We start from the raw sequence: 24,868 nt of genomic DNA, 5'->3' as shown, positions 1-24,868 counted from the left end.
TTCCCGGTCAGATAGAAAGAGAAGATTGCATTGATCAATGTTGATAATTAAAATCAATGTATGAGCAAGCCGATCTACCTGTCCGCCCGAGAAGCCGCTGCCGAACTTGGTGTTCAGCCCGCGACTCTCTACGCCTACGTCAGCCGGGGGCTGATCAATTCCGTTGCCGGCCCGGGCAAGCAGCGCCGCTACGATGCGGTGGATGTGCGCCGCATGAAAGGCCGCAAGGCTGCCGACGACTACTCCGGTGCTCGGCCCTTGACCGGCGACCCGGTGCTTGAAACCGAACTGACGCTGATTTCGGAAGCCGGTCCGGTCTATCGTGGCCGGCCGGCGGTCGATCTGGCGCAAACCTCCACGCTTGAAACCGTGGCGACCCTGCTCTGGGCGTCGCAGGAAGACCCGTTTGCCGAAAGCGCTCCATTGCCCCCGCCCAACCTGCCGGAAGGGCTTGCGCCGCTGGACCGGCTGATGGTCGCCCTTGCCGCCTGGCCGCTGCAGGACAAGGCGGCCTACACCCAGGCACCCAAGCTTCTGCAGGTGAAAGGCGCTGCCCTGCTGCGCTACGCGGTTGCAGCTCTCCTCAACGCAGATCCGGTCGACGTGCCGATCCACACGCAGATTGCCAACGCTTTCGGCGTGTCGTCTTCGGCGAAGAACGTGATCCGGGCGGCGCTGATCCTGTGTGCCGACCACGAGCTCAACACCAGTGCCTTCGCGACGCGCTGCGCTGCCTCCACCCGGGCGCCCCTTCACGCGGCGCTCATTTCCGGTCTGGGGGCCTTTGCCGGTCCGCGCCACGGTGCTGCATCCGACAGGACAACGGCATGGCTGTCCGATGTCGGGCCGGACACCGACATAGAAACCCTGCTTTCGGACCGGTTGAGCCGGGGCGAGCCCCTGCCCGGCTTCGGTCACACAATCTACCGCGGTCCGGATCCGCGCGCCGCTTGCCTGCTCGACGTGCTTTACCGCAGCGAGCCCGCGCATCCCTTCGTTCAGCGTCTGCCGGGTTTGATTACGGTCGCGCGTGACCTGTTCGGCGAAGCGCCGAACATCGATCTTGCCCTGGCGGCCACACAAAAGACCTATGACCTGCCGAAAGACGCCGGCAAGATCATCTTCTGCGCTGCCCGCATGACCGGATGGATCGCTCATGCGCTGGAGCAATACGCGGCGCCGGAACAGATCCGGCCTCGGGCCGCCTATGTCGGCGAGCGACCGGAATAAGCCTGGTCACTTTTGCGGGATGCTTGTATCGGGGCGTCTTTGCGACTACTTGTATCGGGCACTTTCGAGGTGCGTCCCATGGAGATTGGATGTCAGAGATTGCGTGAGCAGGCTCTCTGAAGATCAGAGAGCCTTGAATACATGAACCGGTGCCTTGGCGGGCGCCCGATGACGTGTGTTTAATTCACGAGACAATCCAATGGTACGGAACTATTCCGACTTCATTCCCGCACGCCCCAAAAACGATGGGCCGGACAAAAACACTTCACGGCTTCTTTCACTTGGCTGGCGGCCCTATTTTGCACAACAGATCAGCTCCGACGAGCTGACGGCAACACCGCCCGTCCGTGTTGTCGAGGTCCATCGAAACGCGCTTCACGTGGTCGGCGAAGGGCTGGACGAAGCGATCCTGCCTGTCAGGAACGCCACGGTAGGCGACTGGTTGCTGCTGGACCGCGCTCATCCGCCATCAAGCCGGGTGCTGGAGCGGCAGAGCCTGCTCAAACGTCGTGCACCCGGAACCGATCGACAGATCCAGCTGATCGCAGCCAACATCGACACGGTGTTCGTGGTGTCTTCCTGCAATCAGGACTTCAATATTGCTCGGCTGGAGCGGTACATCGCGCTTGCGTTCGAGGCCGGTATCGATCCGGTGATCGTCCTGACCAAGTCGGATCTGGCGAGCGATCCGGAAAACTATGTCGATCAGGCTCGGACGATTTCGAATTCGGTTCCGGTCGTGACGCTGGACGCGCGCGGCGATGAGCCGGGCCTGAAACTCGCGGCCTGGTGCAAGCCGGGCAAAACAGTTGCCTTCCTTGGCTCTTCGGGCGTCGGCAAGTCGACGCTAACCAACGCGCTTTCCGGCACCGAGGACATAGCCACGCAGGCTATTCGCGAAGACGACGCCAAGGGCCGTCACACGACGACCCACCGGCAACTTCACGTGGTTCCAGGCGGCTGTCTGGTGCTGGATACACCGGGCATGCGGGAACTGCAGCTGACGGATGTGGCAGCCGGGATCGATGATCTGTTCTCGGATCTGAACGAGCTGGCATCCCGTTGCCGCTTCAATGACTGCCGGCACGAAACGGAGCCCGGTTGCGCCGTTCAGGCCGCGCTGGAGGAGGGCACCCTGGAACCTGGCCGGCTGAACAGGTGGCGAAAGCTGAAGGCGGAAGAAGCCTTCAACTCTGCAAGTCTGGCGGAGCGCAGGTCCAAGGACCGGGCATTCGGCAAGATGGTCCGAAGCGTCATTAAGCAGAAGAAGCAGAAAACCTGGGGCGCGGAGTAGCGGGTCTGGAAGGCCAAGGCTTACGTAGCTGCTGCCATCCGGGGTCGGGCTCTGCCCAGCCCCGGATCAATGCTTTCCAGCGCACCCGGAGTTGGCAAGCGGTTTGGTCACAGTGTCAGCCGCATGTGGACGATCCGCTTGTCGCCGCGCTGTTCCTCATGGGTTTCCGTGAAGCCCGCACGCTGGTACCAGGCCCGGTTTTCGGTCATGAGCACGTTGGTATAGAGCCGGATTTCGCTCAGCCCGAAGTCCGCTGCCCGCCGCCGCGCCCAGTCGAGCAGCTGCCTGCCACAGCCCTTGCCCTGCTCTTCCGGATCAACGGCAATGCTTTCGATCAGGAGATGGTCCGGATGCCGGATCAGAACAAGGCTGGCGGCAAGAGAGGTGCCGGAGCGGAGCACCCAGACGTCGTCCTGCCGGATATGCGCGGCATAATCGGCGGTCATTGGCACGGGCACGGCGTTGATGACCGGGATATAATGCGCATAGGCCCGCCGGGCGAGTTCGGTCATTGCGACTGCATCACCCGGGTTCGCCAGGCCAAAGCCTTCGGAAACCTGTGAGGCGTCCATTAGGGATCAGGGCCTTGTTTTCATGAAGGATTCGAAATCGGGAATTCCTTCCGGCATGGTTTCGGTCCTGTCGAAACAGCCGAACGTGCCACCGTCTTTCATGTCTTCGGCAGCGGCAATGAAGGCGCGGTAGGCAAGCCGTGCCAGACCTGCCCCGATGGAGACACGCGTAACGCCCATGTCGCCCAGTTCCTTGCGGGTCAGGTGGAAGTTCTTGCGCCCGGCCAGGACGTTCATCGGCGCTTTCACGGCGGCCAGAACGGCGGCAATCTGTTCCTTGTCCTTCAGCTCCGGTGCATAGACGCAATCTGCACCCGCCTCTGCAAAGGCGTTCAGCCGCTTGATCGTCTCGTCAAGTTCATGCTGTGTCTGGACGGGTCCTTCACTGCGGGCAGTCAGAACGAAATCCGGCGCCAGCCGGTTCTTGGCATCCACCGCCGCCTTGATCCGCTCCACAGCCAGCTCCAGATCGTAGTAGGGATGTTTCGGATCGGTCGTGTAATCCTCGATGGAGCAGCCGGCGAGACCGACCTCGATCGCCCCCTTGACCGTTGCCACCACATCGTCCGGGCTGTCGCCGAACCCGTTCTCCAGGTCACCGTTCACCGGCACGCTGGTCGCGGCAATGATGTCGGCGGCATGTCCGAGCGCATCGTCGCGCGTGATCAGTCCTTCGGCATCCTTCACGCCTTGCGTCCAGGCATATCCGGCGCTGGACGTGGCCATCGCGTCAAACCGCAACCCGTCCAGGATGCGGGCTGTACCGATATCGAAGGGATTCGGCATCAGGAAAGCACGCCCTTTTTCGTGAAGAGCTTTGAAGGCGGCACGGCGTTTGGCTGCGGTCGGCATGGCCGGATCTCCCTTGAGGTGTATTTCGCAAAGATTACCGTTAAAGTTTAAATCGGCAATGCGATCCCTTTATGATGGGTGCGATGATGCTCAGGTAAGATCCAGTTTAGCCAGAATCGGGGCGCCAGTTTGGAAAAACCGTGATTCCAGCGAAACGCCTTGTCTTTGCGGTCGCAGCGCCGTTTGATGGTGAAAGCGCCAGCAGGCAGATCCAGGGAGGTTGCCATGCCGGAAGATCCCACGACACTTGCAGATTTCAACGACCCGATAACAACAGTTGACCAGCTCGAAGCCCATGCCGGAACCGCGCCCGAAAAGGTGAGGGTAAAGGAGATCAAGGCACTGGATAGCCTGTGCAGGCAGTTCATTGCACGATCCCCCTTCTGCCTGATCGCGACGGTTGATCCGGAAGGCGTGATCGATGTGAGTCCCAAGGGGGACCCGGCCGGTTTTGTCACCGTCTTGAGCGACACACTGCTGGCGATCCCCGACCGCCCCGGAAACCGCCGCCTCGACAGCTACCACAATCTGCTGAAGGACCCGCGCGTCGGACTTATTTTTCTGATCCCGGGCAAGGGCGAGACCTTGAGGGTGTCGGGCAGAGCCCGCATCGTCCGGGATGCCTGGTTGCTGGAGCGGATGCAGGTGGAGGGCAAACAGCCGGCGATGGCGCTGGCAGTGGAGATCACCCGGGCATTCATGCATTGCCCGAAGGCCATGGTCCGCTCGAAGATCTGGCAACCGGAAAGCTGGCGCAATGCTGATGACCTGGGCGACATCGGCGATGCGATGATCCGGCATGGCAAGCTGAAACAGACCCCGGAGGCGCTTCTGGAAGAAGCCACCTCCGAAGGCTTGCTCAGGCTTTATTGATCAGGTCCATGCGGTGCGTGAAACCCTTGCCGCGTAGCAGCCGCGGCGAGCAAAATGCAGGTGAATGTAGTCGACTTGCGGATTGTCGAAGAACGTCCGGATGACACCTTCAAGCTCGCGGCCTTCAACGACTTCCGCGTCGATCATCTCGTGGGCCCGGTTGAAGGCACGGGCCGACAGCAGGCGCTTCGCCACGACTTCCGGGATCGTGTCCGGGTCCGGATGGTTTTCTTTCGCGCCATCGGCGACAAAGATCGCATGCCGGGAGCGGTAGGGCGTTTCGCCAGGTTGATGTTCGAAATTGAGCAGGTAAACCCGGGTACCCGGGGCTGCATCGGCAAGTGACACACGGCAGGGAAACGCTCCGTCCGAAATGTGCACCTGAATGCCCTTCTGCGCGAGTTCCGTGTCACTCAGGCTGCTCAAATGTGCAAATTCGGTGGCGGGAAGAGGCTCGATCTGAAACATGGTGTTGTCTCCTCAATGGTTGTGAGAAGACCCTAGGCGGCTCAAAACGCCCAAACGACCCGATTTGCGAGCGGGAATATATTTTCCTGCTGCCGGTCTGTCAGGCCGGGTTTTTGACACCTGCCCGACGTGCCATACCCAGGGAAACCGGCGCGGTTTCTTCAAAGCCGAATTGGGCATAAAGCGCATTGGCCGGAATATCGGCGATCAGGCTGACATAGGTCGAGGGCGGGAATGCGCTTTCGATATGGGCAGTCAGGGCTGCCATGATGCGCTTGCCAAGGCCCTGCCCCTGGTAGGCGGGCAAAACCGCGATATCCGTCACCTGGACAAAACAGCCGCCGTCACCAATGAGACGCCCCATGCCGATCGCTTCATCGCCGTCATAAAGCATCACGCAAAACAGGCTGTTCTTCAACCCGATTTCCGCCGCGTCCCTGCCGTAGCCGCTCAGCCCGGAATCGACCCGCAGGCGCAAATAGGTATCGACGTCGGGGACCTGGGTCTTCAGCGAGATTGTCATGCAGTGTCCTGGAATCGGCTGCAACAAGGAGGGAACGCGACCCTAGCCGATCGCACCGGCGCTGGCCATCGGAATAGACATGCTCAAGCCGGACAAGGGGCTGTTGACCCCAGGCACGCTGCTTTGCATTGAAGGCTCAAGACAAACGACATCTTGCGTTCCTGCGGTGTTCTAACCGATAACGGCAGGTGGCTGAGAAAATTCGGCCGCGTACCGGAACGAGAAGACTGAGCAGACGTGGATTTTTTCAATCTCCAGCCCGGGGAATGGCAGGCCCTTCTCTTGACCCTCAAGGTCGCTTCTGCCGCCCTCGCTGTCGCGCTGCCGCTTGCCGTTCTGATGGCCTTCGTACTTGCCCGCTACCGGTTCACCGGCCACGGCGCCGTCAATGCTCTTGTGCATCTGCCGCTCGTCTTGCCACCGGTGGTCACGGGCTACGTGCTGCTGCTGACCTTTGGCCGCAAGGGTCCGGTCGGATCGTTTCTGGACAGTGTCTTCGGTGTCACCTTCGCCTTCAATTGGACCGGTGCCGCACTTGCTGCCGGTGTGATGGCTTTTCCTTTGATGGTCAGGCCGATCCGAATTTCCTTCGAAGCCGTGGATCCGAAACTGGAAGAAGCGGCCAAGTCTCTCGGTGCCCATCGCCTGACCGCCTTTCTGACGGTCACCCTGCCTCTTGCCCTGCCGGGCATTCTCGGTGGCGCGATCCTGGGCTTTGCAAAGGCCATGGGCGAATTCGGTGCCACCATAACCTTCGTCTCCAACATTCCGGGGGAGACAAGAACCCTGTCTCTGGCGCTCTATACCGCCACCCAGACCCCGGGTGGAGAACTGGCTGCCTTCCGCCTGACGCTGATTGCGGCCTTTGTCGCCTTTGCGGCGCTGATCGCCTCGGAAGCACTGGCGCGCCGATTGCGCGCGCGCATGGGGGGCGGTCATGCTTGATGTCGACATCACCGGCCGTGTCGGTCAGCTTGATCTTGAAGCCCGGTTCAACAGCCGTGGCGGGGTGACATCGCTTTTCGGCCAGTCGGGCGCCGGCAAGACAACTCTGACCAACATGATCGCCGGGCTGATCAAGCCGCTCAGCGGACATATCACCGTCAACGGCACGACCCTTTTCGACGCGAACAAGAGTATCAACCTCTCGGTCCAGGCGCGCAGGATCGGTCACGTCTTTCAGGATGCCCGGCTGTTTCCGCATCTCAGCGTTGCCTCGAACCTCACCTATGCGCGCTGGGCAGGCCGCAGGCCTGGAACCCGGGACATGGCCGAAGTGGTCGATCTGTTGGGGTTGGGCGGGCTCCTGGAGCGAAAGCCCGGAACTCTTTCTGGCGGCGAGAGGCAACGGGTGGCCATCGGGCGGGCGCTTCTGTCGGACCCGCGGCTACTGATCATGGACGAGCCGCTGGCCAATCTCGATCAGGCGCGGCGAAACGACATTCTTCCCTATCTGGACCGTCTGTGCGTGGAGGCGGGAATCCCGATCCTCTACGTCAGCCATTCCATCGAGGAAGTGGCGCGCCTGTCCAACACGCTCGTGATCCTGTCGGATGGACGCACGCCCGCCTTCGGACCGGTGGCCGACATGCTCGCCCGGACCGATCTGGGCCGGGCAACCGGCCGTCACGAGGCCAGTGCGCTGCTGGAAGGCACCGTCACCAGATGTGACCCGGACTGGGGCCTGACCGATGTCGATATCGGCGGAGCCACACTGCAGATACCGGATATGGCCGCCGTGCCGGGCGATGCTGTGCGCCTGCGCATCCGGGCCAGGGACGTTGCCCTGGCGGTCAAGCCGCCGGAGGGCCTATCCATCCGCAATGCCTTCGCGGCGACAATCCGCAGTATTTCAAGTGAAAGCGGTCCCTATGCGGAAATCCTTTGCTCCGTCAACGGTCAGGTGCTGCGTGCCCGCATCACCCGCGCGTCCGTTGCCGACCTCGATCTCCACACCGGCAAGGACGTCACGGTTCTGATCAAGAGCGTTGCCATTGACCGGCGCCAGCGCGCACCGGCCCTGTCGGACACGGCGACCGGGGAGGATTTCGCTGGATAAGGCTCCCGCTTCACGCGGCGCGCGGCTTGTTTATACTGACGCGATGTTGCGCAAGACCAAGCGCCGGACCTGGCGCAGGCTGAAGATCGGTATCGGAGCGGCGGCGATCCTGTCGACGGTCGCACTGATGTGGCTGACCGGGCTTGCCAGCTTGCGGATCACGCTTGCGGAGGTGGAAACCGGTGCGCGGGCCAATCTTGCGGTTCAGACAGCCGTTCTCGAAAGACTTCTCGACAAGTTCCGCCTGCTGTCGCCGCTGTTGGCACGTGGTCCGGATATCGGTCAGTTGCTGATGAGCACGGGCAGGTCTGGAGACCCCGGCATCGCCGCGATCGCTGCCGGCATGTCGGGCGCGGAAGAGATCTGGCTGATGGACAGGCAAGGCAATGTCGTGGTCTCCAGCCAGGATGGTGTGCCGACGGGCTCCTTCGGCGGGGCGGAACGCATCGGACATGCCTTCGAACAGGCCCTACAGGGCCAGCTCGGCCGGCAGCTCATCCCCGGTACGCCAGAGGCCGCATCGAACTATGTCTTCGCCTCGCCGTTGCGCCGGGGCAGCTCCATCGTCGGCGTGATTGCCGTCCGGGTCAGTCTGGAAGACGTCGAACAAGCCTGGGCACTCAGCAAGGAACCGCTGGTCGCGCTGGATGGCAGTGGCCGGATTGTGGTCACCAATGTGCCCGCATGGCGCGGCAAACGGATGGACGAGCTTTCTGTCGGCCGGGATATCGCCGACATGTCGGTGGCGGAGCGCATCGAGGTCCTGCTGCCGGCAACGCCGTCGCCCTACTATTACCTGCAATTGACGGAGAACTTGGCCGTTCTCGGTTGGCAGGTCAGAACGCTTGTGACGATCGAGGATGCCCGCCAGCGATCCGGTTGGGCCATGCTGGTCGCGCTTCTGGTCTGTGTGATCGCCGCCGGAGGTATCGCCATCCTGATCGTCAGGCGGGAAGAATTCGTGCGCCAGGAACGGCGCAACCGGGCGAGCGCACTGCGCCTGGAGCGCCGTGTGCAATCACGGACAGCGGATCTTCGCCGCACCAACGTCCTTCTGGAACAGGAAGTGCGCGAGCGCGAACAGGCTGAAGCCGATTTGCGTCTGGCCCAGGCCGAACTCGTGCAGGCAGCCAAGCTCGCAACGCTCGGCCGGATGTCTGCGGCTCTCAGCCACGAGTACAACCAGCCATTGGCAGCTATCCGTTCCGATGCCGAAGTGGCAGGCATGCTGATCGAGCGGGGGCGAGCGGACGAAGCCCTCGGCAATCTCTCGCGGATCGAAGGCATGGTCAGCCGCATGGCCGAAATCGCCAAGACGCTGAAAGGCTTCACCCGCAAGTCGGGCACCGACATCAAGCCGGTGTCCCTGCGTCAGGTGATCGACGAGGCAACGCTTCTGCTGCAGCCACATATCAAGCAGAGCAAGGTGCGTCTCGATCTGGCGCTGCCGACGGAGGATATCATCGTCAAGGGCGGGCGCATCCGCCTGGAGCAGGTGGTCATCAATCTCCTGTCCAACGCTCTGGATGCGGTCAGCGGCAACGCCGCATCGCTTGCCATGCCCGAAGTGCGGCTGGAACTGAGGCAGGAAGGCAGCGAAGCGGTTCTGACCGTCAGTGACAATGGCACAGGCATCGATGCCGATGTGCTGCCGCAGATCTTCGACCCGTTTTTCACCACCAAGGATGTCGGCGCCGGGCTCGGGCTGGGCTTGTCGATTGCCTACAAGATCGTTCATGACTTTTCCGGATCGCTGAAGGCGGCGAATCGCGACGGTGGCGGTGCGGTGTTCACCATGCGCCTGCCGGTGGCCGATGAGCATGTCCTTGCAGCGGAATGAAATGAGATAGGCGTTAATGGATCAGGCGACCGTCCTACTGATTGACGATGAAGCGGACCTGCGCGGCTCCTTGAGCCAGGGGCTGGAGTTGTCCGGCCAGGCGGTGTTTGCGACCGGCGAACCGGAAGAAGCCCTGGAGCGGGTCAACCGCGGGTTCTACGGCGTGCTTGTTACAGATATTCGCATGCCCGGGACGGACGGGTTCCAGGTCATGAAGCGGGCCTTCGAGATCGATCCCGCCCTGCCCGTGGTGCTGATCACCGGCCATGGCGATGTGCCACTGGCGGTCGAGGCCATGCGCGCCGGTGCCTATGATTTCATGGAAAAGCCCTTTTCCGTTTCGCGCCTTGCCTCCGTAGTGGAACGCGCGCTCGACAAGCGCCGGCTGGTGCTGGAAAACCGAAAGCTGCGCGAGGAACTGGCAGACCGAACGGGCCTGGAAAGCCGTCTCGTGGGGCGCACCGCCGCCATGGAACTGCTTCGCCGCAATGTCACGGCCCTGGCGGCAACCGATGCCGATGTGCTGATCCTGGGGGAGACCGGCTCCGGCAAGGAGGTGGTCGCCCGGGCACTGCATGACGAAGGTCCCCGCAAGGAAAAGCCTTTCGTCGCCCTCAATTGCGGGGCGCTTCCCGCCGAAATCATCGAATCTGAACTCTTCGGCCACGAGAAGGGCGCCTTTACCGGTGCCAGCGGACAGCGCATCGGCAAGCTGGAACATGCCCATGGGGGCACCGTGTTTCTGGACGAAATCGAATCCATGCCGCTGGAACTGCAGGTCAAGCTGCTGCGCGTGATCGAGACCCGGACAATCGAACGGCTCGGCTCCAACAAGGCGATCGAACTGGATGTGCGCTTCATCGCGGCCACCAAGGAAGACCTTGAGGCCGCCGGCAAGGAAGGCCGGTTCCGGCTGGACCTGTTCTACCGGCTCAATGTCGTCAACGTTGCCATTCCACCGTTGCGAGACCGGCTGGAGGATATCCCCCTCCTGTTCCGGCATCTGGCGGTGGAAGCCCGGGCACGCTACCGGCGCGAGATCCCGGACATCAACGAGGAATATCTCGCCGAGCTGATGGCGCGGGACTGGCCGGGGAACGTCCGCGAGTTGCGCAATGTCGCCGATCGTTTCGTGCTCGGTGTCGAGCTGGTCAACGCGCCCAGCAGCGGGGCCGGATCCACCTTGTTCGAACAGGTCGCGACATATGAACGGGCGTTGATCGTCGCCGAACTCAAGCGCAACGACGGTGCCATCAAGCCCACTTACGAGAACCTTGGGCTCTCGCGAAAGGCGCTTTACGAGAAAATGCGCAAATACGGTCTCGGCAAGGACGAAGCGCTTTCCGTCTGACAATGACCTGATTTCCTTGCCATCCCGGCTTGCTGGGCGGGTCGGCAAAACGAATGGCCGAAAAAAGTTTCGGGCCGGTGTCACAAATCGCTGCACCCGGTCGTCAACCCTGTGTCACACCCTGAAACCTGAATGGAAGACACGCCAATGACGACCTCTAATGCCATCAATCACTACGAAAATGTCCCCGATATCGTGAAGCGTTTCGTCGCTGCCAGTGGTGAGATCGGCAAGGCAGGGTTGGAGCCGAAACTGCGGCATCTCATCGATCTGCGTGCCTCGCAGATCAACCAGTGTGCCTATTGCGTGAAGATGCACACCCAGGAAGCACTCGACGCGGGCGAGACCCAGGAGCGTTTGCAGCGCCTGACGGTCTGGCGGCACGTTGATGACTACACGCCGGCGGAGAAGGCGGCCTTTGCCTGGACGGAAGCCTTGACCAGTCTTCAGGTCGATACGAACTATGAGGCATTGCGCGGTGAATTGCGCCGCCACTTCGATGACGCCGAGATCAGTGCGATCACCGCCGCGGTCGCGATGATCAATCTGTGGAACCGGGTACAGGTATCGAACCACTGACATGAGTGACGCTCCAGGCATCGATGTTTTCGAGACGGTACGCCCGAAGCTGATGGGGCTGGCCTATCGCATGCTCAGCTCCATGGCAGATGCCGAGGATGCGGTGCAGGACACATACCTGAAGTGGCAATCCACGGACCGTGCCGGCATCCTGAATCCGGAAGCATTCCTCACCACGGTCTGCACCAATTGCTGCCTGGACACTCTGAAGGCCGCTCACAGGAAACGGGTCGACTATGTCGGCCCGTGGATCCCCGAACCGCTTCAGTTCGAAAGTGGCTCGGACCCGGAGACCGACCTGGACAGGGCACAATCCCTGACGACAGCGTTCCTCCTGCTGCTGGAGCGCCTCAGCCCGAAGGAGCGCGCCGCCTACCTGCTGCGCGAGATCTTCGCAAAGCCGTATGACGAAGTTGCCGAGACTCTGGGGGTTACCGAACAGGCCTGCCGCCAGTTGGTGTCCCGGGCAAGCAGACATGTGCAGGGTCCGACCTCCCGTTTTGTTCCTCCGGCCGATCATCAGGACCGGATCCTGTCTGCCTTTCTCACCGCTATCGAAACAGGGTCCACGGACCACCTGACGGGCCTTCTCGCCGAAACCGTACAACTCCAGTCCGATGGTGGCGGCAAGGCAACGGCCATGAGCCGGATCCTGGAAGGCGCGGACGAGGTCGCTCGCTACGCGGTTCTTATTCTTGGCCGCCTCTGGGAGCCCTGCCGGATCAAGATACTGGATCTGAACGGCACACGTGGCCTCGTCATGTTCTACGGCGACGAGATCGTGACAGCTGTGATGTTCGCCTATGACACCGATGGACGACTGGAGCGTATCTACAACATGCGCAATCCGGACAAGCTGGCACGCCTGAAGGTCAAGCTGCGCCACGACCGGTCTTCAGGCGCTATCTGGCACTGATAATTCGGCGCTTTACGGCTTAAAATATGATGTAGCAGGCCTGAAATGTGTCGGTTTCGACACATCCGGTTTGATGCCATGTGTCTGACTCGACCCATAAACGAAAGTCTCTCCCGACCAGGTTCATTTGAAACTTTTTGTTAACCTGCAGAAATCGGCGCTTTTTGTTGCTCTTCCGGCACTTGGCACGGACTTTGCCAATAGGGTGCCGACCAGCCACCACGCTGTCCGGCCCGAATGGCCGTCATACTGAAATGTCTGGGAGGACATCCGATGAAAAAATTCGCTCTCGCCGCAGCTACCGCGGCGTCTCTGGCCCTGTCTGCAAACGCTTATGCGGCTGACGATTGCAATGACGGTGAAATCGTCATCAAGTTCAGCCACGTGGTTGCCGCAACCGGCCACCCGAAAGGCGACGCTGCCACGCTGCTGGCGGAACGCGTCAACGACGAGATGAACGGCAAGGCCTGCATGCAGGTGTTCCCGAACTCTCAGCTGTTCGACGACGACAAGGTAATGGAAGCTCTTCTGCTCGGCGATGTTCAGCTTGCTGCGCCGTCGCTTTCCAAGTTCGAAGCCTACACGCTGAAGTTCCGCCTGTTCGACCTGCCGTTCCTGTTCCAGGATCTGGACGCCGTCGAGCGCTTCACCACAGGTGAAAACGGCAAGGAACTCCTGAACTCCATGACCGACTACGGTTTCCAGGGCCTCGGCTACTGGAGCTCCGGCCTGAAGCAGTTCTCCGCCAACAAGCCGCTGCTGGTTCCAGACGATGCAAAAGGCCTGAAGTTCCGCGTGCAGACCTCTGACGTGGCTGTTGCCATGATCGAAGCCATGGGCGCCAACGCTCAGAAGCTGGCCTTCAAGGAAGTCTACGGCGCACTGCAGACCGGTGTTGTGGACGGTCAGGAAAACTCCTGGTCCAACATCTACACCCAGAAGTTCTTCGAAGTGCAGGACGGCATCACCGAAACCAACCACCAGCTGCTTGCTTACCTGCTCGTCACTTCCGACGAGTGGCTGGACAGCCTGGATCCGGAAGTTCGTGACCAGTTCCTGACCATCGTGGAAGAAGTCACTGCAACCGCAAACGGTAACGTGGCAGCTGCTGAAGCCCAGAACCGCCAGAACGTTCTGGATGCCGGTTCCACCATTCGTGAACTGACCCCGGAGCAGCGCAAGGCATGGGTTGGCGCCATGAAGCCGGTTTGGGACAAGTTTGAAGGCGATATCGGTAAGGACCTGATCGACTCCGCCGTCGCTTCCAACAACGCCAGCTAAGGCTGACCTGAAACAACTCCTGGAAGGGCCGGATCGTCCGGCCCTTCTGCCAAGGTCCCGCGGCCGCCCGCGCAACCATGCCGGCGGACACGCTGATAACCAAGAGGCCAATTCGGGGGAAACGCATGCAACGCGTCGACAATTGGGTCACGCGCTTCGAGGAAGGTGTACTCGCCTTTCTCCTGGCCGCCATGACCATCGTATCCTTCACCCAGGTGGTGGCGCGATACGGCTTTAATTCCGGCTGGACCGGTGCCCTGGAATTCACACGTATCCTGTTCGCCTGGCTGATCCTGTTCGGCATGAGCTATGGCGTCAAAATCGGCTCGCATCTGGGCGTCGATGCGGTCATCCGCCTGTTTCCCAAGCCGGTGTTCCGGGCTGTTGCCGTATTCGGTGCGCTCTGCGGCGTTGTCTATGCGCTAACGCTGCTCTGGTCGGAATGGCTGCACATCTTCGGTCTCGATACCAGAGGCGGCGCGATCGACTACTGGTCCAAGATGTACAAGATCGGCATCGGTCTCGACGACCTGCGCTATCCCGACGCGATCATTGAAACCTTCGGCACTAAAGAGCGTGTTCAACGCTGGATCGCCTATCTGATCCTGCCCATCGGCCTGTTCCTGTTCATGTTCCGCTGCATCCAGGCGGCCTGGCAGATCATTACCGGCGAGCGCGAGATGATGATCGCCGCGCATGAGGCGGAAGACCTCGTCGCTGAAAACAAAGACGTCTTGAAGGACTGAGGCCGGGGCAATGGAAGCAGCAATTCTCTTCATTCTCGTCCTCGGCTTCTTGTTCCTGGGCGTTCCAATCTCCATTTCGCTCGGCTTGTCCAGCGTTCTGGCGATTGCCATCTTCTCCAACGATTCCATCTCGTCGGTGGCGCTGCAGCTGTTCACGGCGTCGCAGAACTACACACTCTTGGCGATTCCCTTCTTCATTCTGGCATCGGCCTTCATGTCGACGGGCGGTGTTGCCAAGCGCATCATCCGTTTCTCGATCGCGTCCGTCGGTGCGATCCGGGGCGGTCTGGCGATCGCCGGCGTCTTCGCCTGCATGCTGTTTGCAGCTCTGTCAGGCTCGTCGCCCGCAACCGTGGTCGCGATCGGTACCATCGCCATCGCCGGCATGCGGCAGGCAGGCTACACGAAGGAGTTTGCAGCGGGTGTCATCGCCAATGCCGGTACGCTCGGCATCCTGATCCCGCCTTCCATCGTCATGGTGGTCTATGCGGCTGCAACCAACGTTTCCGTTGGCCGCATGTTCCTTGCCGGTGTGGTTCCAGGGCTGATCGCCGGTCTGATGCTGATGATCGCCATCTACGTCATGGCACGCGTCAAGAACCTGCCGGCCCAGCCGTGGCCAGGCTTCAAGGAAATCTGGCATGCCATGATGGAAGCGGCCGTCGGCTTGTTCCTGATGGTTATCATCCTGGGCGGCATCTACGGCGGTATCTTCACCCCGACCGAAGCCGCGGCAGTGGCAGCCGTTTACGCCTGCCTCGTGGCACTCTTCGTCTATCGCGACATGGGCCCGCTCAGTGGCATTCGCTGGGTGCAGGAACAGGACGGCCCTCTGGGACTGGCCGGTTTCAAGACCATCACCTACGGGTTTGCCGCAATGTTCGCCTGGTCGAGCATCGCCGGCATGGTTACGGACAGACAGGGTTTCTACGGCATCGACAGTGCCATTGTCCTGCTGGCTGCGCTGATTGGCTATCCGCTTCTGCGTGGCCGTGTCAGCCCTGCGGAGCTGCCGTCCATCTATGGTATCGGCGCAAAGATTTGGGGTCGGAATATCGGACTGATCGTCTGGAAGTTTCTTCCGGCCATGTTCCACAAGGACACCAAGAAGGTGATGGTGGATGCGGCGAAGACGACCATCATGCTGATGTTCATCATCGTCAACGCCCTGCTGTTTGCCCACGTGCTGACATCGGAGCGGATTCCGCAGGCAATCACCGACTGGATGGTCGGAGCCGGTTTCAACTGGTTCACCTTCCTGATCGCGGTTAACCTGCTGCTGCTGCTTGGTGGTCAGTTCATGGAACCGTCGGGCCTGCTTCTGATCGTGGCGCCGGTGGTCTTCCCGATCGGCATGGAACTCGGCGTCGATCCGGTTCACCTCGGCATCATCATGGTCGTGAACATGGAAATCGGCATGATCACGCCGCCAATCGGGCTCAATCTGTTCGTCACATCGGGGATAACGGGGATGAGTCTGGTGCAGGTGGTCAAGGCGGCAGCGCCGTTCGTGCTCATCCTGCTCCTGTTCCTCATCCTGGTGACCTATGTCCCGGCCCTGTCCACCTGGCTGCCCTACAGCCTGATGGGACCGGAAATCATCACAAACCGGTAACGACCCGGATCATCCAGAAACTCGAACGGCGGGCCTTGCCCGCCGTTTTTTTGTTTGCCGGACCCGGGAGGGAGCCTTCACGTCCTTCACCAGGCCTCATCCCCGCCACCTCATCCTGAGGAAGGCCAAGGGCCTGTCTCGAAGGATGGGCGGCACACTCCGAAACAAGCGGCCCATCCTTCGAGACGCCCGGCTGTACCGGGCTCCTCAGGATGAGGCTGATGGGAATGGGGGAGGTGGGAGTGGAGATCGTGGTACAAAAAAAGCCGGCCCTCAGGACCGGCTTGAAAGGCTCTGTTTCAAAAAATCGCTTAGACGATGCTGCCGAGTTTCATGGCAACGCTCATGTCACCTTCCACCTGCATCTTGCCGCCCATGAAGGCAGCCGTCGGATTCAGATCACCCGAGAGAAGGTCACCGAGGTCTTCGGCGGACATCTTGATGGTGCAGTCTGCCTCGTCATCTTCGTTGGAAACGCTGGAGCCTTGCAGAAAGATGATACCCGTTTCCCCAAGATCGAACTTGACGGATTCTTCAATGCCGCCATCGGCAACCTTTGCGCGGACACCTTCGGTAAGCTGTTCCAAGGACATGTCGTTTTCTCCCGTTTGAATTGGGCCGGAGCCCGTCTTTGCCCTCTTGAAGCATGACGTTTACGTAATCGTCAAGTAGAAATCTGTGTCGAAAGAGATGTGCCGCCGGGAGCCTTTCGCCACATGCTCCGTCATCCCATGGCTTGACCATGGGATCCCTGTCGCTTCACCGGCAGCGCGGCCGCCGTGATCATCGCATGGATTGCCGGATCAAGTCCGGCAATGACGGAGAATTTCAACATTTCGCGGTGCCAGAGGCAATCCAACTGACAGGATCGTCAGATCAATGATTGTCCCGTGGCAGCCCCTTGGTATGCGCGACGTCCTGGTATTTAACCGCCGGCTCCAGAACCATGCCCTTGTCGAACTGCCCGATCATGGCGCGCTGGATCTCCTGCCAGGGTGTCTGGCTCTCCGCAATCTTGAAGCCGCCCGCCGCTTCCAGGTCCGTGCGTCGTTGCGCAAGTTCCTCATCGGAAATCAGGATGTCGGCAGTGCCTTTCCTCAGATCGATGCGCACACGGTCCCCGCTTTTCAAAAGCGCGAGTCCACCCATGGCGGCAGCTTCCGGTGATGCGTTCAGGATCGACGGCGAACCGGATGTGCCCGACTGACGGCCGTCGCCGATGCAGGGCAGGGATGTAATCCCGCGTTTGATCAGGGCTGCGGGTGGCTGCATGTTGACCACCTCAGCACCGCCCGGATAACCGATCGGGCCGGTGCCCCGGATGAACAGCATGCAGTGTTCATCGATCTCAAGGTCCGGATTGTCGATGTTGTCGTGGTAATCCTCCGGCCCTTCGAACACAACGGCACGGCCCTCGAACGCTTCCGGATCGTCCGGATTGGAGAGATAGCGGTCGCGGAACTCTTCCGAGATGACGCTGGTCTTCATGATGGCGCTGTCGAACAGGTTGCCCTTCAGGTTGATGAAACCAGCCTTGTCTTTCATCGGATTGTTGAAGGGCTTGATGACGTCCGGCAGATCTGTAACGACACCGTCGCAATTGTCGCCGATGCCCTTGCCGTTGACGGTGAGCGCGCCCGGATGCGGCAGCTTGCCGTTTCGCATCAGCTCCGCCACGACAGCAGGCACGCCGCCTGCGTGGAAGTAATCCTCGCCGAGATATTCTCCGGCCGGCTGCAGATTGACCAGCAGCGGCACGTCATGGCCGATCTCCTGCCAGTCGTCGTTGTCCAGCTCCACACCCAGATGGCGGGCAATGCCGTTCAGGTGGATCGGTGCATTGGTCGAACCGCCGATGGCCGAGTTGACGACAATGGCGTTTTCAAACGCTTCGCGGGTCATAATGTCGGAGGGTTTCAGATCCTCACGCACCATGTCGACAATGCGTTTGCCGGTCTCGTAGGAAATTGCACCGCGCTCACGGTAAGGCGCCGGAATGGCGGCCGCCCCCGGCAGCTGCATGCCAAGGGCTTCGGCCAGCGAGTTCATGGTCGTTGCCGTGCCCATGGTGTTGCAGAAGCCGACGGACGGCGCGGAGGAGGCGACGAGGTCCATGAAGCCCTTGTAGTCGATCTCGCCTGCGGCAAGCATCTGGCGGGCCTTCCAGACGATGGTGCCGGAGCCCGTGCGCTCGCCCTTGTACCAGCCGTTCAGCATCGGACCGACGGACAGCGCGATGGCCGGAATATTCACCGTTGCGGCGGCCATCAGGCAGGCAGGTGTGGTCTTGTCACAGCCGATTGTCAGCACCACGCCGTCGATGGGGTAGCCATACAGCAGTTCGACGAGACCAAGATAGGCCAGGTTCCGGTCCAGTGTTGCGGTCGGGCGCTTGCCGGTCTCCTGGATCGGGTGAACCGGAAATTCGAAGGCAATACCACCGGCATCGCGAATACCTTCGCGCACACGCTTTGCCAGCTCCAGATGGTGGCGGTTGCAGGGTGAAAGGTCAGAGCCGGTCTGGGCGATGCCGATAATCGGTTTGCCCGACTGCAGCTCTTCACGCGTGATGCCGAAATTCAGGTATCGCTCGATATAGAGCGCGGTCATGCCCGGATTGTCGGGATTGTCGAACCAGGCGGCGGACCGCAGTTTCGGTGTTTTGGTGTCGCTCATGTCGCCTCATCCCTCAATGCACTCACAAAGTGTCAAAAGCCGATAAACACCAGCTCCATGAGGCTGTAAAGGCGCTGAAACCCGATTTCGGTTCCACAATCTGAGAATGCGCGCGTCATGTATTCCGGTGCAGCGTATCTGCAATGGAAAATCGGGCAAATGTCCAAAGAACGGCAAGACAGACAGCGAAAAGAACGGGTGCGGCCGACAGCGGAAGGAGGGTCAAGGCACCGCACAGGCCGGCGAAAAGCCAGAGACCTGACAGCAGCCGGCGGGCGTGCACGGCCAGCAGATTGCGGCGCATGGCCAGCGCCTTCAGGGCAGGGAAGGCACCAATGTCGTCGGTATCGCTGACAGCAAGGGGGGAATGCCTTGCATCCGTCCCGTCCTTTCCGGGCGTGGCGCCTTCGCGCAGTTCCAGCGCCATACGGTCCTGCGACAGGGTCAGGACAAGGGGAGGCATGTCCGGAAAGCAGCGGGAGGCGGCCTCGGGCGCGGTTTCTCCCGGCTTCGGATCGTCGGTCAGCTCTAGGCCAAGCATGCCCGCCAGCGCGCTGCGTGTGTTGGGGCTGTCACCACTGAACAACCACGGCACGAGGCCCTCTTTGCGCAGGGCCATCCCCGCAACGCCGGCGTCCTGACGCAATGTGCCTTCCAGACCTAAAACACCCACGACGCGTCCCCCGACAGCGACACGCAGCACCGTCTTGCCGTCTGCTTCCAGCGACCGGGCAATGGCGTCGGCGGTAAAACTGTCGATCTTGAGGCGCTTCAGGAGGTCCGTCGTGCCGATCACCACGGTCTGTCCGCCGAGCAGCGCAACAACACCCAGACCAGGTGTCGGTTCGAACCGGTCCGGCATCTTGAGGGCGACCTGCCACTGGCTGGCCAGTTCGCGCAGGGCCTGGGCGACCGGATGGGTTGATCCGGCTTCAGCGGAGGCGGCAACGGCCAGGAGCGTTTTCGGCTCGTTGTTGAAGGCCATGACATTGGTGACCATCAGGTTGGGTCCAGACATCACGGCAGCCTTGTCGATGAGGATATCGCGGGCATGAGCGACCTTGGTGAAGGCGCCGGGGGCAATGTCACGGGCGCCTGCCGCCAGCGCTGCCTTGTGAAAGACCTTGTCCGCGAATGCGTTGATTCCGTCGATCAGTTGCGGCCAGGAAAGAAGCAGAGCGGCGGCAAGAGCTGCGGGGGCCTCGGTCCTGTCGAAGACCCACCACCAGGTACCGGCAGCCAGCAGCGCCAACAGGACAGACCATGCCGCTTGTGGCACTCCGCTGAGGTCACCCCTTGGTGGCAGCAGAACCACACCGAACGCCCGCAGCACCATCAGGAAAGCTGCGGCAAGGGCGGGTGCATTGGTCTGGGGCGATGTCGGACCGGACAGGTGGAGGCCGGTCGAAACGGCAAGCAATCCGGTGCTGACCAGCGCCGTGAAAAGCGTCAAGGGCCGGCCGACAGAGGTGTTGAGCGAAAAAGAGAGGCCGAGAAGCGAAAAAATCGCGGAAAACATGCTGAAAATTAAGGCGCTGTAGGAACCGAAAACCAAAAGTGACGTCGCGGCGTCAGAGGGTTCTCCGCCTGCTGCTGCCAGAGCCAGAACAAGGCACACTACGGCAATGACAAGAAAAAATGCCCAAAGAACTGAAATCAATGATGTTTTCGGCATAGCCGGTCGGCTCTCGTATCTGGAATTCTTCTGCTGGAACCGGGTCGTGGGCCAACTGGAGATACAAACGGCACGCCCTGGGGACCGTCTGAAAATGCGGGAGCGGCCGGAGACAGGCAATGCCGCAGAGTCAGTTCGGTAAGCATGTTGCCTGTCCCAGTCGCAGTGCATCGGAATGGGTGCTGACCATTTGTGCAGCGTGGAACTTGAGCGAAACTGAATTGCGAGTAGTATAAATGGGTAATTTTTTAAACGGCCTGCAAGTATTGAGGGCCTGTATTTAATAGTCCTCTGGACGAAGATTATTTCGGGGTGTGGTATATTAATGGGAGAGCCGAAAGGCTCTCCCTTTTACGTTTGGGCGCGCCGGAAAAACATGGTTAACATCTGTTAACAATCGGGTCCGGACTAAAAATCAGAATGAATCTATTTGGGTGCAGATCGTAGTGGCGCCCTGGGCGGCAAAAACTGCCCGGTTCGGACTGGATTGTGACTAACGTTTTGCGGTCACCGGAGAATCGGGGTGGGGCTTGGAGTCAAGTCAGCGACTCGGCCGAATCCGAAAAAAGACTCATCTTCAAAGACTTGGGAAGGCCGGCGACAACGCCGCCGGTTCCTTCAGGCCGTTGCGAGGTTTGCACGCGACAGCAACTCCAGTGACGGCATCAGGTTCAGGAGTTCGCGGGTATAGGGGTGTTGCGGCGCTTCGAAGAGCTGGTCGCAGTCTGCCACCTCGCACAACTCGCCATGGCGCATGACGCCGATGCGGTTGCACATCTGCCGGATCACGGCCAGATCGTGGCTGATGAACAGCATGGTCAGCCCAAGTTCTTCCTGAAGATCCTTCAAAAGGTTCAGGATCTGCGCCTGGATCGACACGTCGAGTGCCGAGGTAGGCTCGTCACAGATCAGGAACCTGGGCCGCGTCGCGAGCGCCCGTGCGATGGAGATGCGCTGGCGCTGACCGCCGGAAAACTCGTGCGGAAATTTCCTTCCGGCCGCCGCGCCCAGGCCGACATGATCGAGCAGGTCATCGACGATCTGGCGCACTTCCGCATTGCTTGACGCCAGTCGGTGGAACTTGATCGGTTCCGCGATGATGTCGCTGACGCGCATGCGGGCGTTCAGCGAGGAATAGGGATCCTGAAAGATCATCTGCATCTGGCGGCGCATCGCCAGGACGTCCTTGCGATTCTTGAGCGACGTCAGTTCGGTCTTGCCGAACAGGATCGACCCTCCCGTCGGCTGATAGAGGCCGGTGATCAGGCGCGCGATGGTCGATTTTCCCGACCCGCTCTCGCCGACGAGGCCGAAGGTCTCGCCTTCGTTGATGTCGAAACTGACCTTCTTGACCGCCTGGAAGTATTTGCGCTTGGACGGGAAGATCGAGCCCCGGGTCTCGAACCGCATGTCGAGGTCCGTTGCCTTGACCAGCGGGCCGGACACTTTTTCATAGTCGCGTGCCTTGCCGAGCCAGTGTGTGGCGATGTCGATCTGCTTCTGTGGTGTGCCGGCCTTTTCGATGTAGTTGACCACCGGAAACCGCTCGACCTTGATGTCCGGGCGTGGCACGGCGGAAATCAGGCTCTGGGTGTAGGGGTGTTCCGGAGCGCCCAGCACCTGGGTCGTCTCGCCGTATTCCACCAGTTCACCGTGGTACATCACCGCCACATGGTCCGTGATGTCGGCAATCACGCCCATGTCATGGGTGATCACCAGCATGGCGACGTTACGCTCCCGGCACAGCTTCTTCATCAGTTCAAGGATCTGCGCCTGGATGGAAACGTCGAGCGCGGTTGTCGGCTCGTCCGCGATCACCAGTTCAGGTTCCGCACACAGCGCAAGCGCGATGACCACCCTTTGGCGCATGCCGCCGGAAAACTGATGCGGATACTGCTTGATGCGTTCGGGCGCATCTGGAATGCCCACGGCCTCGATCAGTTCGATCGCGCGCTGGCGGGCCTGCGATCCGGAGAGCGGCAAATGGGTGCGGATCGTCTCCACAAGCTGGCTTTCCACCGTCTGCAGCGGATCGAGAGACGTCAGTGGATCCTGGAAAATCATGCCGATCTTTCGGCCGCGCAAACGACGCTTTTCCTTGTAGGGCAATTGGTCGATGCGCTTGCCGTGAAGATAGACTTCACCCCCGGCTATGTGTCCGGGTTCCTGCAGCAGCCCGATCACCGCGTTGCCGACTGTCGACTTGCCTGCACCAGATTCTCCGACGACGCCGAGAACCTTGCCGGCATCGACGCTCAAGGTAACGTCATCTACGGCGACGAAGACGGATTTTCGGCCCGGAAACTCGACCCTCAGGTCCTTGATATCGAGAACGCTCATACCGGCCTCACCTGAGTTTCGGGTTGAGGGCGTCGCGCAGCCAGTCGCCCAGAAGGTTGACGTTCAACACCAGCAGGGCCAGTGCAAGGCCCGGGAAGATCGCGATCCACCACTCCCCCGAATAGAGGAAATCGTTGCCGATGGCGATCAATGTGCCGAGGGACGGCTGGGTAGGCGGCATGCCGACACCCAGGAACGAGAGCGTCGCTTCGGTCACGATGGCAAGTGCCAGATTGATGGTCGCGATCACCAGCACCGGTCCGGTAACGTTCGGCAGGATATGGCGCACCATGATGATGACCGAGGGAATGCCGATCACGCGGGCGGCCTGAACATATTCCTTGTTCTTCTCCACCATGGTGGAACCGCGAACCGTGCGCGCATATTGCACCCAGAAGGACAGCGCCAGCGACACGATCAGAATGTAGAAGGCGAAAACCTCCCGGTCGATCGCGCCGAAGATGCCATGCGCGACACCGTCGATCAGAAGGGCGATCAGAATGGCCGGAAACGTCAGCTGAACGTCGGCAATCCGCATGATGATCGCATCCACCCGACCACCCATGTAGCCCGCGACCAGCCCCAGCGAGATGCCGATGAAGGCGGCGACGACAACAGAGCAGAAACCAACGATCAGCGAAATTCGCATGCCGTAGAAGATGCCGGAGAGCATATCGCGGCCCTGATCGTCCGTTCCCAGGAGGAAGCGGGGATCGGCATATTCCATCCAGACCGGCGGAACGCGGGCGTCCATGATGGAAATCGACGCCAGGTCGAACGGATCATGTGGAGCAATCCACGGCGCCAGGAACGCAAGGAGGAAAAGGATTGCCGTGCCAGTGGCAGCGACAACGGTGACCTTCGATTTCAGGAACGAATGAAAGAGGTCGCTGTCGAGAGCGCGGGCCATCCGCCCCGGTTCCTTGACCGGTGCCGCCCTGTCCTGAACGCTGGATTTTGCTTCTTCGTTGGTGACGAAAGGCATGGCGTCGGTCTCCCTTATGGCCGACCGACCCGCAGACGCGGATCGATGAAGAAGTAAAGGATGTCGACGATGAAATTGATCGTCACGAACAGGAAGGCTGTCAGCAGCAGATAGGCGGACATGATCGGAATATCGACGTTCTGCACGGCCTGCAGGAACATCAAGCCCATGCCGGGCCACTGGAAAACGGTCTCGGTGATGGTCGCGAAAGCGATGATCGCGCCAAGCTGCAGCCCGGTGATGGTGATGACCGGAACGAGCGTGTTCTTGAGGGCATGCCGGAAGTTCACCAGCCGGTCCGGCAGACCGCGCGCCCGGGCGAACTTGATGTAATCGGTCCGGATGACTTCCAGCATCTCGGCTCGGATCAACCGCATGATCAGGGTCATCTGGTAGAGGCCGAGCGTGATGGAGGGCAGGATCAGCGCCTTCAGGCCGGAGATGGTCAGAAAGCCGGTCGTCCACCAGGATCCGATCGGCACGGTCTCGCCGCGTCCGAAGCTCGGCAGCCACTGCAGCGTAACGGAAAACAGGAAGATCAGCAGAATCCCGATGAAGAACGTCGGCAGTGAAATGCCGATCAGCGAAACTGACAGAAACAGCTTGGAAACGGGCGATTCCCGATTGAGCCCGGCGTAGATGCCCATGGGAATGCCGACAACGAGCGCAAACACCGCAGACGCGAAGCTGAGTTCGAGCGTGGCGGGTATGCGCTTGGCGAAAAGCTCGGAAACCGGCTGACGGAACTGGTAGGACGTGCCGAAATCGAATTGCGCGGCCTTGGTGACGAAACGGAAGAACTGGACCGGAACCGGGTCGTTCAGACCCAGGCGCTCGCGCAGGGCCTCCCGTTCTTCGATCGAGGTTTCGATGCCGACCATCTGGTTGATGGGATCGCCGACAAAGCGGAACATGGTGAACGCGAGAAGGGCGACCACCAGCATGACAATCATCGCCTGCACGATGCGGCGCGTTGCAAATCCAATCATTTCG

General features: G+C 60.7%; 23 protein-coding genes. 12 read left to right on the top strand and 11 right to left on the bottom strand.

The annotated features are described in order from the left end of the window. The first annotated feature begins 60 nt into the window (after nucleotides 1-60). Together ACYQ6M_RS22920 and rsgA are read left to right on the top strand one after the other, a co-directional pair. Nucleotides 61-1,230 (top strand): citrate/2-methylcitrate synthase, encoded by a 1,170-nt coding sequence (locus ACYQ6M_RS22920; protein ID WP_075284145.1) that lies wholly within the window; start codon nucleotides 61-63, stop codon nucleotides 1,228-1,230. A gap of 199 nt (nucleotides 1,231-1,429) precedes the next feature. Then, on the top strand, nucleotides 1,430-2,524 hold the full coding sequence (rsgA, locus tag ACYQ6M_RS22915) for a ribosome small subunit-dependent GTPase A (protein ID WP_460075814.1): 1,095 nt from the start codon (nucleotides 1,430-1,432) through the stop codon (nucleotides 2,522-2,524). A gap of 107 nt (nucleotides 2,525-2,631) precedes the next feature. Here rsgA and ACYQ6M_RS22910 read toward each other — a convergent pair whose 3' ends face one another. From ACYQ6M_RS22910 to ACYQ6M_RS22900, 3 genes are read right to left on the bottom strand one after another with little or no spacing between them, the layout of a single operon-like run. After that, entirely contained in the window at nucleotides 2,632-3,096 is a 465-nt protein-coding gene (locus ACYQ6M_RS22910) for a GNAT family N-acetyltransferase (RefSeq protein WP_460075812.1), read from the bottom strand. Between the two features lie 6 nt (nucleotides 3,097-3,102). After that, the gene (locus ACYQ6M_RS22905; protein ID WP_075284142.1) at nucleotides 3,103-3,948 is read right to left on the bottom strand and encodes an isocitrate lyase/PEP mutase family protein; all 846 of its coding nucleotides are present in this window, start codon (nucleotides 3,946-3,948) and stop codon (nucleotides 3,103-3,105) included. 47 nt (nucleotides 3,949-3,995) lie between these two features. After that, a complete protein-coding gene (locus tag ACYQ6M_RS22900) occupies nucleotides 3,996-4,175 on the bottom strand; it encodes a hypothetical protein (protein ID WP_460075810.1) in 180 nt (59 codons plus the stop codon). On the opposite strand from ACYQ6M_RS22900, the gene ACYQ6M_RS22895 reads away from it, so the two are divergent. Then, nucleotides 4,174-4,821 carry a pyridoxamine 5'-phosphate oxidase family protein gene (locus ACYQ6M_RS22895; protein WP_460075808.1) on the top strand — a complete coding sequence of 216 codons (648 nt, stop codon included), beginning with the start codon at nucleotides 4,174-4,176 and terminating at the stop codon, nucleotides 4,819-4,821. The two genes, ACYQ6M_RS22900 and ACYQ6M_RS22895, sit on opposite strands and share 2 nt — an antisense overlap. Here ACYQ6M_RS22895 and ACYQ6M_RS22890 read toward each other — a convergent pair whose 3' ends face one another. Continuing rightward, nucleotides 4,822-5,289, bottom strand: coding sequence for a DUF1203 domain-containing protein (locus ACYQ6M_RS22890; protein ID WP_168691707.1), 468 nt, complete (start codon nucleotides 5,287-5,289; stop codon nucleotides 4,822-4,824). 100 nt (nucleotides 5,290-5,389) lie between these two features. After that, the gene (locus ACYQ6M_RS22885; protein WP_460075806.1) at nucleotides 5,390-5,812 is read right to left on the bottom strand and encodes a GNAT family N-acetyltransferase; all 423 of its coding nucleotides are present in this window, start codon (nucleotides 5,810-5,812) and stop codon (nucleotides 5,390-5,392) included. A gap of 237 nt (nucleotides 5,813-6,049) precedes the next feature. On the opposite strand from ACYQ6M_RS22885, the gene modB reads away from it, so the two are divergent. From modB to ACYQ6M_RS22840, 9 genes are all read left to right on the top strand, one after another. Then, the gene (gene modB, locus ACYQ6M_RS22880) at nucleotides 6,050-6,757 is read left to right on the top strand and encodes a molybdate ABC transporter permease subunit (RefSeq protein WP_055660401.1); all 708 of its coding nucleotides are present in this window, start codon (nucleotides 6,050-6,052) and stop codon (nucleotides 6,755-6,757) included. Beyond that, entirely contained in the window at nucleotides 6,750-7,871 is a 1,122-nt protein-coding gene (gene modC / locus ACYQ6M_RS22875) for a molybdenum ABC transporter ATP-binding protein (protein ID WP_460075803.1), read from the top strand. The genes modB and modC overlap by 8 nt, the downstream gene beginning before the upstream one ends. Before the next feature lie 43 nt (nucleotides 7,872-7,914). Continuing rightward, the gene (locus ACYQ6M_RS22870) at nucleotides 7,915-9,711 is read left to right on the top strand and encodes a sensor histidine kinase (RefSeq protein WP_023002314.1); all 1,797 of its coding nucleotides are present in this window, start codon (nucleotides 7,915-7,917) and stop codon (nucleotides 9,709-9,711) included. Nucleotides 9,712-9,727: 16 nt separating this feature from the next. Further along, a complete protein-coding gene (locus tag ACYQ6M_RS22865) occupies nucleotides 9,728-11,062 on the top strand; it encodes a sigma-54-dependent transcriptional regulator (protein ID WP_023002313.1) in 1,335 nt (444 codons plus the stop codon). Nucleotides 11,063-11,209: 147 nt separating this feature from the next. Further along, nucleotides 11,210-11,641: a carboxymuconolactone decarboxylase family protein gene (locus ACYQ6M_RS22860; RefSeq protein ID WP_031269919.1), complete on the top strand. Its 432-nt coding sequence runs from the start codon at nucleotides 11,210-11,212 to the stop codon at nucleotides 11,639-11,641. A gap of 1 nt (nucleotide 11,642) precedes the next feature. Further along, complete coding sequence (gene sigJ, locus ACYQ6M_RS22855) at nucleotides 11,643-12,557, top strand: RNA polymerase sigma factor SigJ (protein WP_229005345.1); 915 nt, start codon at nucleotides 11,643-11,645, stop codon at nucleotides 12,555-12,557. A 273-nt stretch (nucleotides 12,558-12,830) separates the two neighbouring features. After that, complete coding sequence (locus tag ACYQ6M_RS22850; RefSeq protein WP_023002310.1) at nucleotides 12,831-13,838, top strand: DctP family TRAP transporter solute-binding subunit; 1,008 nt, start codon at nucleotides 12,831-12,833, stop codon at nucleotides 13,836-13,838. 125 nt (nucleotides 13,839-13,963) lie between these two features. Beyond that, on the top strand, nucleotides 13,964-14,584 hold the full coding sequence (locus ACYQ6M_RS22845) for a TRAP transporter small permease (protein ID WP_023002309.1): 621 nt from the start codon (nucleotides 13,964-13,966) through the stop codon (nucleotides 14,582-14,584). 10 nt (nucleotides 14,585-14,594) lie between these two features. Continuing rightward, nucleotides 14,595-16,199, top strand: coding sequence for a TRAP transporter large permease (locus ACYQ6M_RS22840; RefSeq protein WP_023002308.1), 1,605 nt, complete (start codon nucleotides 14,595-14,597; stop codon nucleotides 16,197-16,199). 311 nt (nucleotides 16,200-16,510) lie between these two features. On the opposite strand, the gene ACYQ6M_RS22835 is transcribed toward ACYQ6M_RS22840, so the two are convergent. From ACYQ6M_RS22835 to ACYQ6M_RS22810, 6 genes are all read right to left on the bottom strand, one after another. After that, nucleotides 16,511-16,792: an SCP2 sterol-binding domain-containing protein gene (locus ACYQ6M_RS22835; RefSeq protein WP_023002307.1), complete on the bottom strand. Its 282-nt coding sequence runs from the start codon at nucleotides 16,790-16,792 to the stop codon at nucleotides 16,511-16,513. 283 nt (nucleotides 16,793-17,075) lie between these two features. Further along, nucleotides 17,076-18,875: an IlvD/Edd family dehydratase gene (locus ACYQ6M_RS22830; protein WP_023002305.1), complete on the bottom strand. Its 1,800-nt coding sequence runs from the start codon at nucleotides 18,873-18,875 to the stop codon at nucleotides 17,076-17,078. Between the two features lie 115 nt (nucleotides 18,876-18,990). Then, entirely contained in the window at nucleotides 18,991-20,394 is a 1,404-nt protein-coding gene (locus ACYQ6M_RS22825; RefSeq protein WP_460075798.1) for an HAD family hydrolase, read from the bottom strand. A 774-nt stretch (nucleotides 20,395-21,168) separates the two neighbouring features. Continuing rightward, the gene (locus tag ACYQ6M_RS22820; protein ID WP_460075796.1) at nucleotides 21,169-22,890 is read right to left on the bottom strand and encodes an ABC transporter ATP-binding protein; all 1,722 of its coding nucleotides are present in this window, start codon (nucleotides 22,888-22,890) and stop codon (nucleotides 21,169-21,171) included. Nucleotides 22,891-22,897: 7 nt separating this feature from the next. Then, the gene (locus tag ACYQ6M_RS22815; RefSeq protein ID WP_023002302.1) at nucleotides 22,898-23,875 is read right to left on the bottom strand and encodes an ABC transporter permease; all 978 of its coding nucleotides are present in this window, start codon (nucleotides 23,873-23,875) and stop codon (nucleotides 22,898-22,900) included. A gap of 14 nt (nucleotides 23,876-23,889) precedes the next feature. Next, nucleotides 23,890-24,864 carry an ABC transporter permease gene (locus ACYQ6M_RS22810; RefSeq protein ID WP_460075793.1) on the bottom strand — a complete coding sequence of 325 codons (975 nt, stop codon included), beginning with the start codon at nucleotides 24,862-24,864 and terminating at the stop codon, nucleotides 23,890-23,892. Between the last annotated feature and the right edge of the window lie 4 nt (nucleotides 24,865-24,868).

Source organism: Roseibium sp. ROS1, assembly GCF_054658215.1.
This window is presented reverse-complemented; position numbering and strand designations above follow the sequence as displayed.

Bases quoted from the DNA above. Each gene is read 5' to 3' on its own strand.
- ACYQ6M_RS22920 (WP_075284145.1), top strand. From the start codon at position 61: ATGAGCAAGCCGATCTACCTGTCCGCCCGAGAAGCCGCTGCCGAACTT.
- rsgA (WP_460075814.1), top strand. From the start codon at position 1,430: ATGGTACGGAACTATTCCGACTTCATTCCCGCACGCCCCAAAAACGAT.
- ACYQ6M_RS22910 (WP_460075812.1), bottom strand. From the start codon at position 3,096: ATGGACGCCTCACAGGTTTCCGAAGGCTTTGGCCTGGCGAACCCGGGT.
- ACYQ6M_RS22905 (WP_075284142.1), bottom strand. From the start codon at position 3,948: ATGCCGACCGCAGCCAAACGCCGTGCCGCCTTCAAAGCTCTTCACGAA.
- ACYQ6M_RS22895 (WP_460075808.1), top strand. From the start codon at position 4,174: ATGCCGGAAGATCCCACGACACTTGCAGATTTCAACGACCCGATAACA.
- ACYQ6M_RS22900 (WP_460075810.1), bottom strand. From the start codon at position 4,175: ATGGCAACCTCCCTGGATCTGCCTGCTGGCGCTTTCACCATCAAACGG.
- ACYQ6M_RS22890 (WP_168691707.1), bottom strand. From the start codon at position 5,289: ATGTTTCAGATCGAGCCTCTTCCCGCCACCGAATTTGCACATTTGAGC.
- ACYQ6M_RS22885 (WP_460075806.1), bottom strand. From the start codon at position 5,812: ATGACAATCTCGCTGAAGACCCAGGTCCCCGACGTCGATACCTATTTG.
- modC (WP_460075803.1), top strand. From the start codon at position 6,750: ATGCTTGATGTCGACATCACCGGCCGTGTCGGTCAGCTTGATCTTGAA.
- ACYQ6M_RS22870 (WP_023002314.1), top strand. From the start codon at position 7,915: ATGTTGCGCAAGACCAAGCGCCGGACCTGGCGCAGGCTGAAGATCGGT.
- ACYQ6M_RS22865 (WP_023002313.1), top strand. From the start codon at position 9,728: ATGGATCAGGCGACCGTCCTACTGATTGACGATGAAGCGGACCTGCGC.
- ACYQ6M_RS22860 (WP_031269919.1), top strand. From the start codon at position 11,210: ATGACGACCTCTAATGCCATCAATCACTACGAAAATGTCCCCGATATC.
- sigJ (WP_229005345.1), top strand. From the start codon at position 11,643: ATGAGTGACGCTCCAGGCATCGATGTTTTCGAGACGGTACGCCCGAAG.
- ACYQ6M_RS22850 (WP_023002310.1), top strand. From the start codon at position 12,831: ATGAAAAAATTCGCTCTCGCCGCAGCTACCGCGGCGTCTCTGGCCCTG.
- ACYQ6M_RS22845 (WP_023002309.1), top strand. From the start codon at position 13,964: ATGCAACGCGTCGACAATTGGGTCACGCGCTTCGAGGAAGGTGTACTC.
- ACYQ6M_RS22840 (WP_023002308.1), top strand. From the start codon at position 14,595: ATGGAAGCAGCAATTCTCTTCATTCTCGTCCTCGGCTTCTTGTTCCTG.
- ACYQ6M_RS22835 (WP_023002307.1), bottom strand. From the start codon at position 16,792: ATGTCCTTGGAACAGCTTACCGAAGGTGTCCGCGCAAAGGTTGCCGAT.
- ACYQ6M_RS22830 (WP_023002305.1), bottom strand. From the start codon at position 18,875: ATGAGCGACACCAAAACACCGAAACTGCGGTCCGCCGCCTGGTTCGAC.
- ACYQ6M_RS22825 (WP_460075798.1), bottom strand. From the start codon at position 20,394: ATGTTTTCCGCGATTTTTTCGCTTCTCGGCCTCTCTTTTTCGCTCAAC.
- ACYQ6M_RS22820 (WP_460075796.1), bottom strand. From the start codon at position 22,890: ATGAGCGTTCTCGATATCAAGGACCTGAGGGTCGAGTTTCCGGGCCGA.
- ACYQ6M_RS22815 (WP_023002302.1), bottom strand. From the start codon at position 23,875: ATGCCTTTCGTCACCAACGAAGAAGCAAAATCCAGCGTTCAGGACAGG.
- ACYQ6M_RS22810 (WP_460075793.1), bottom strand. From the start codon at position 24,864: ATGATTGGATTTGCAACGCGCCGCATCGTGCAGGCGATGATTGTCATG.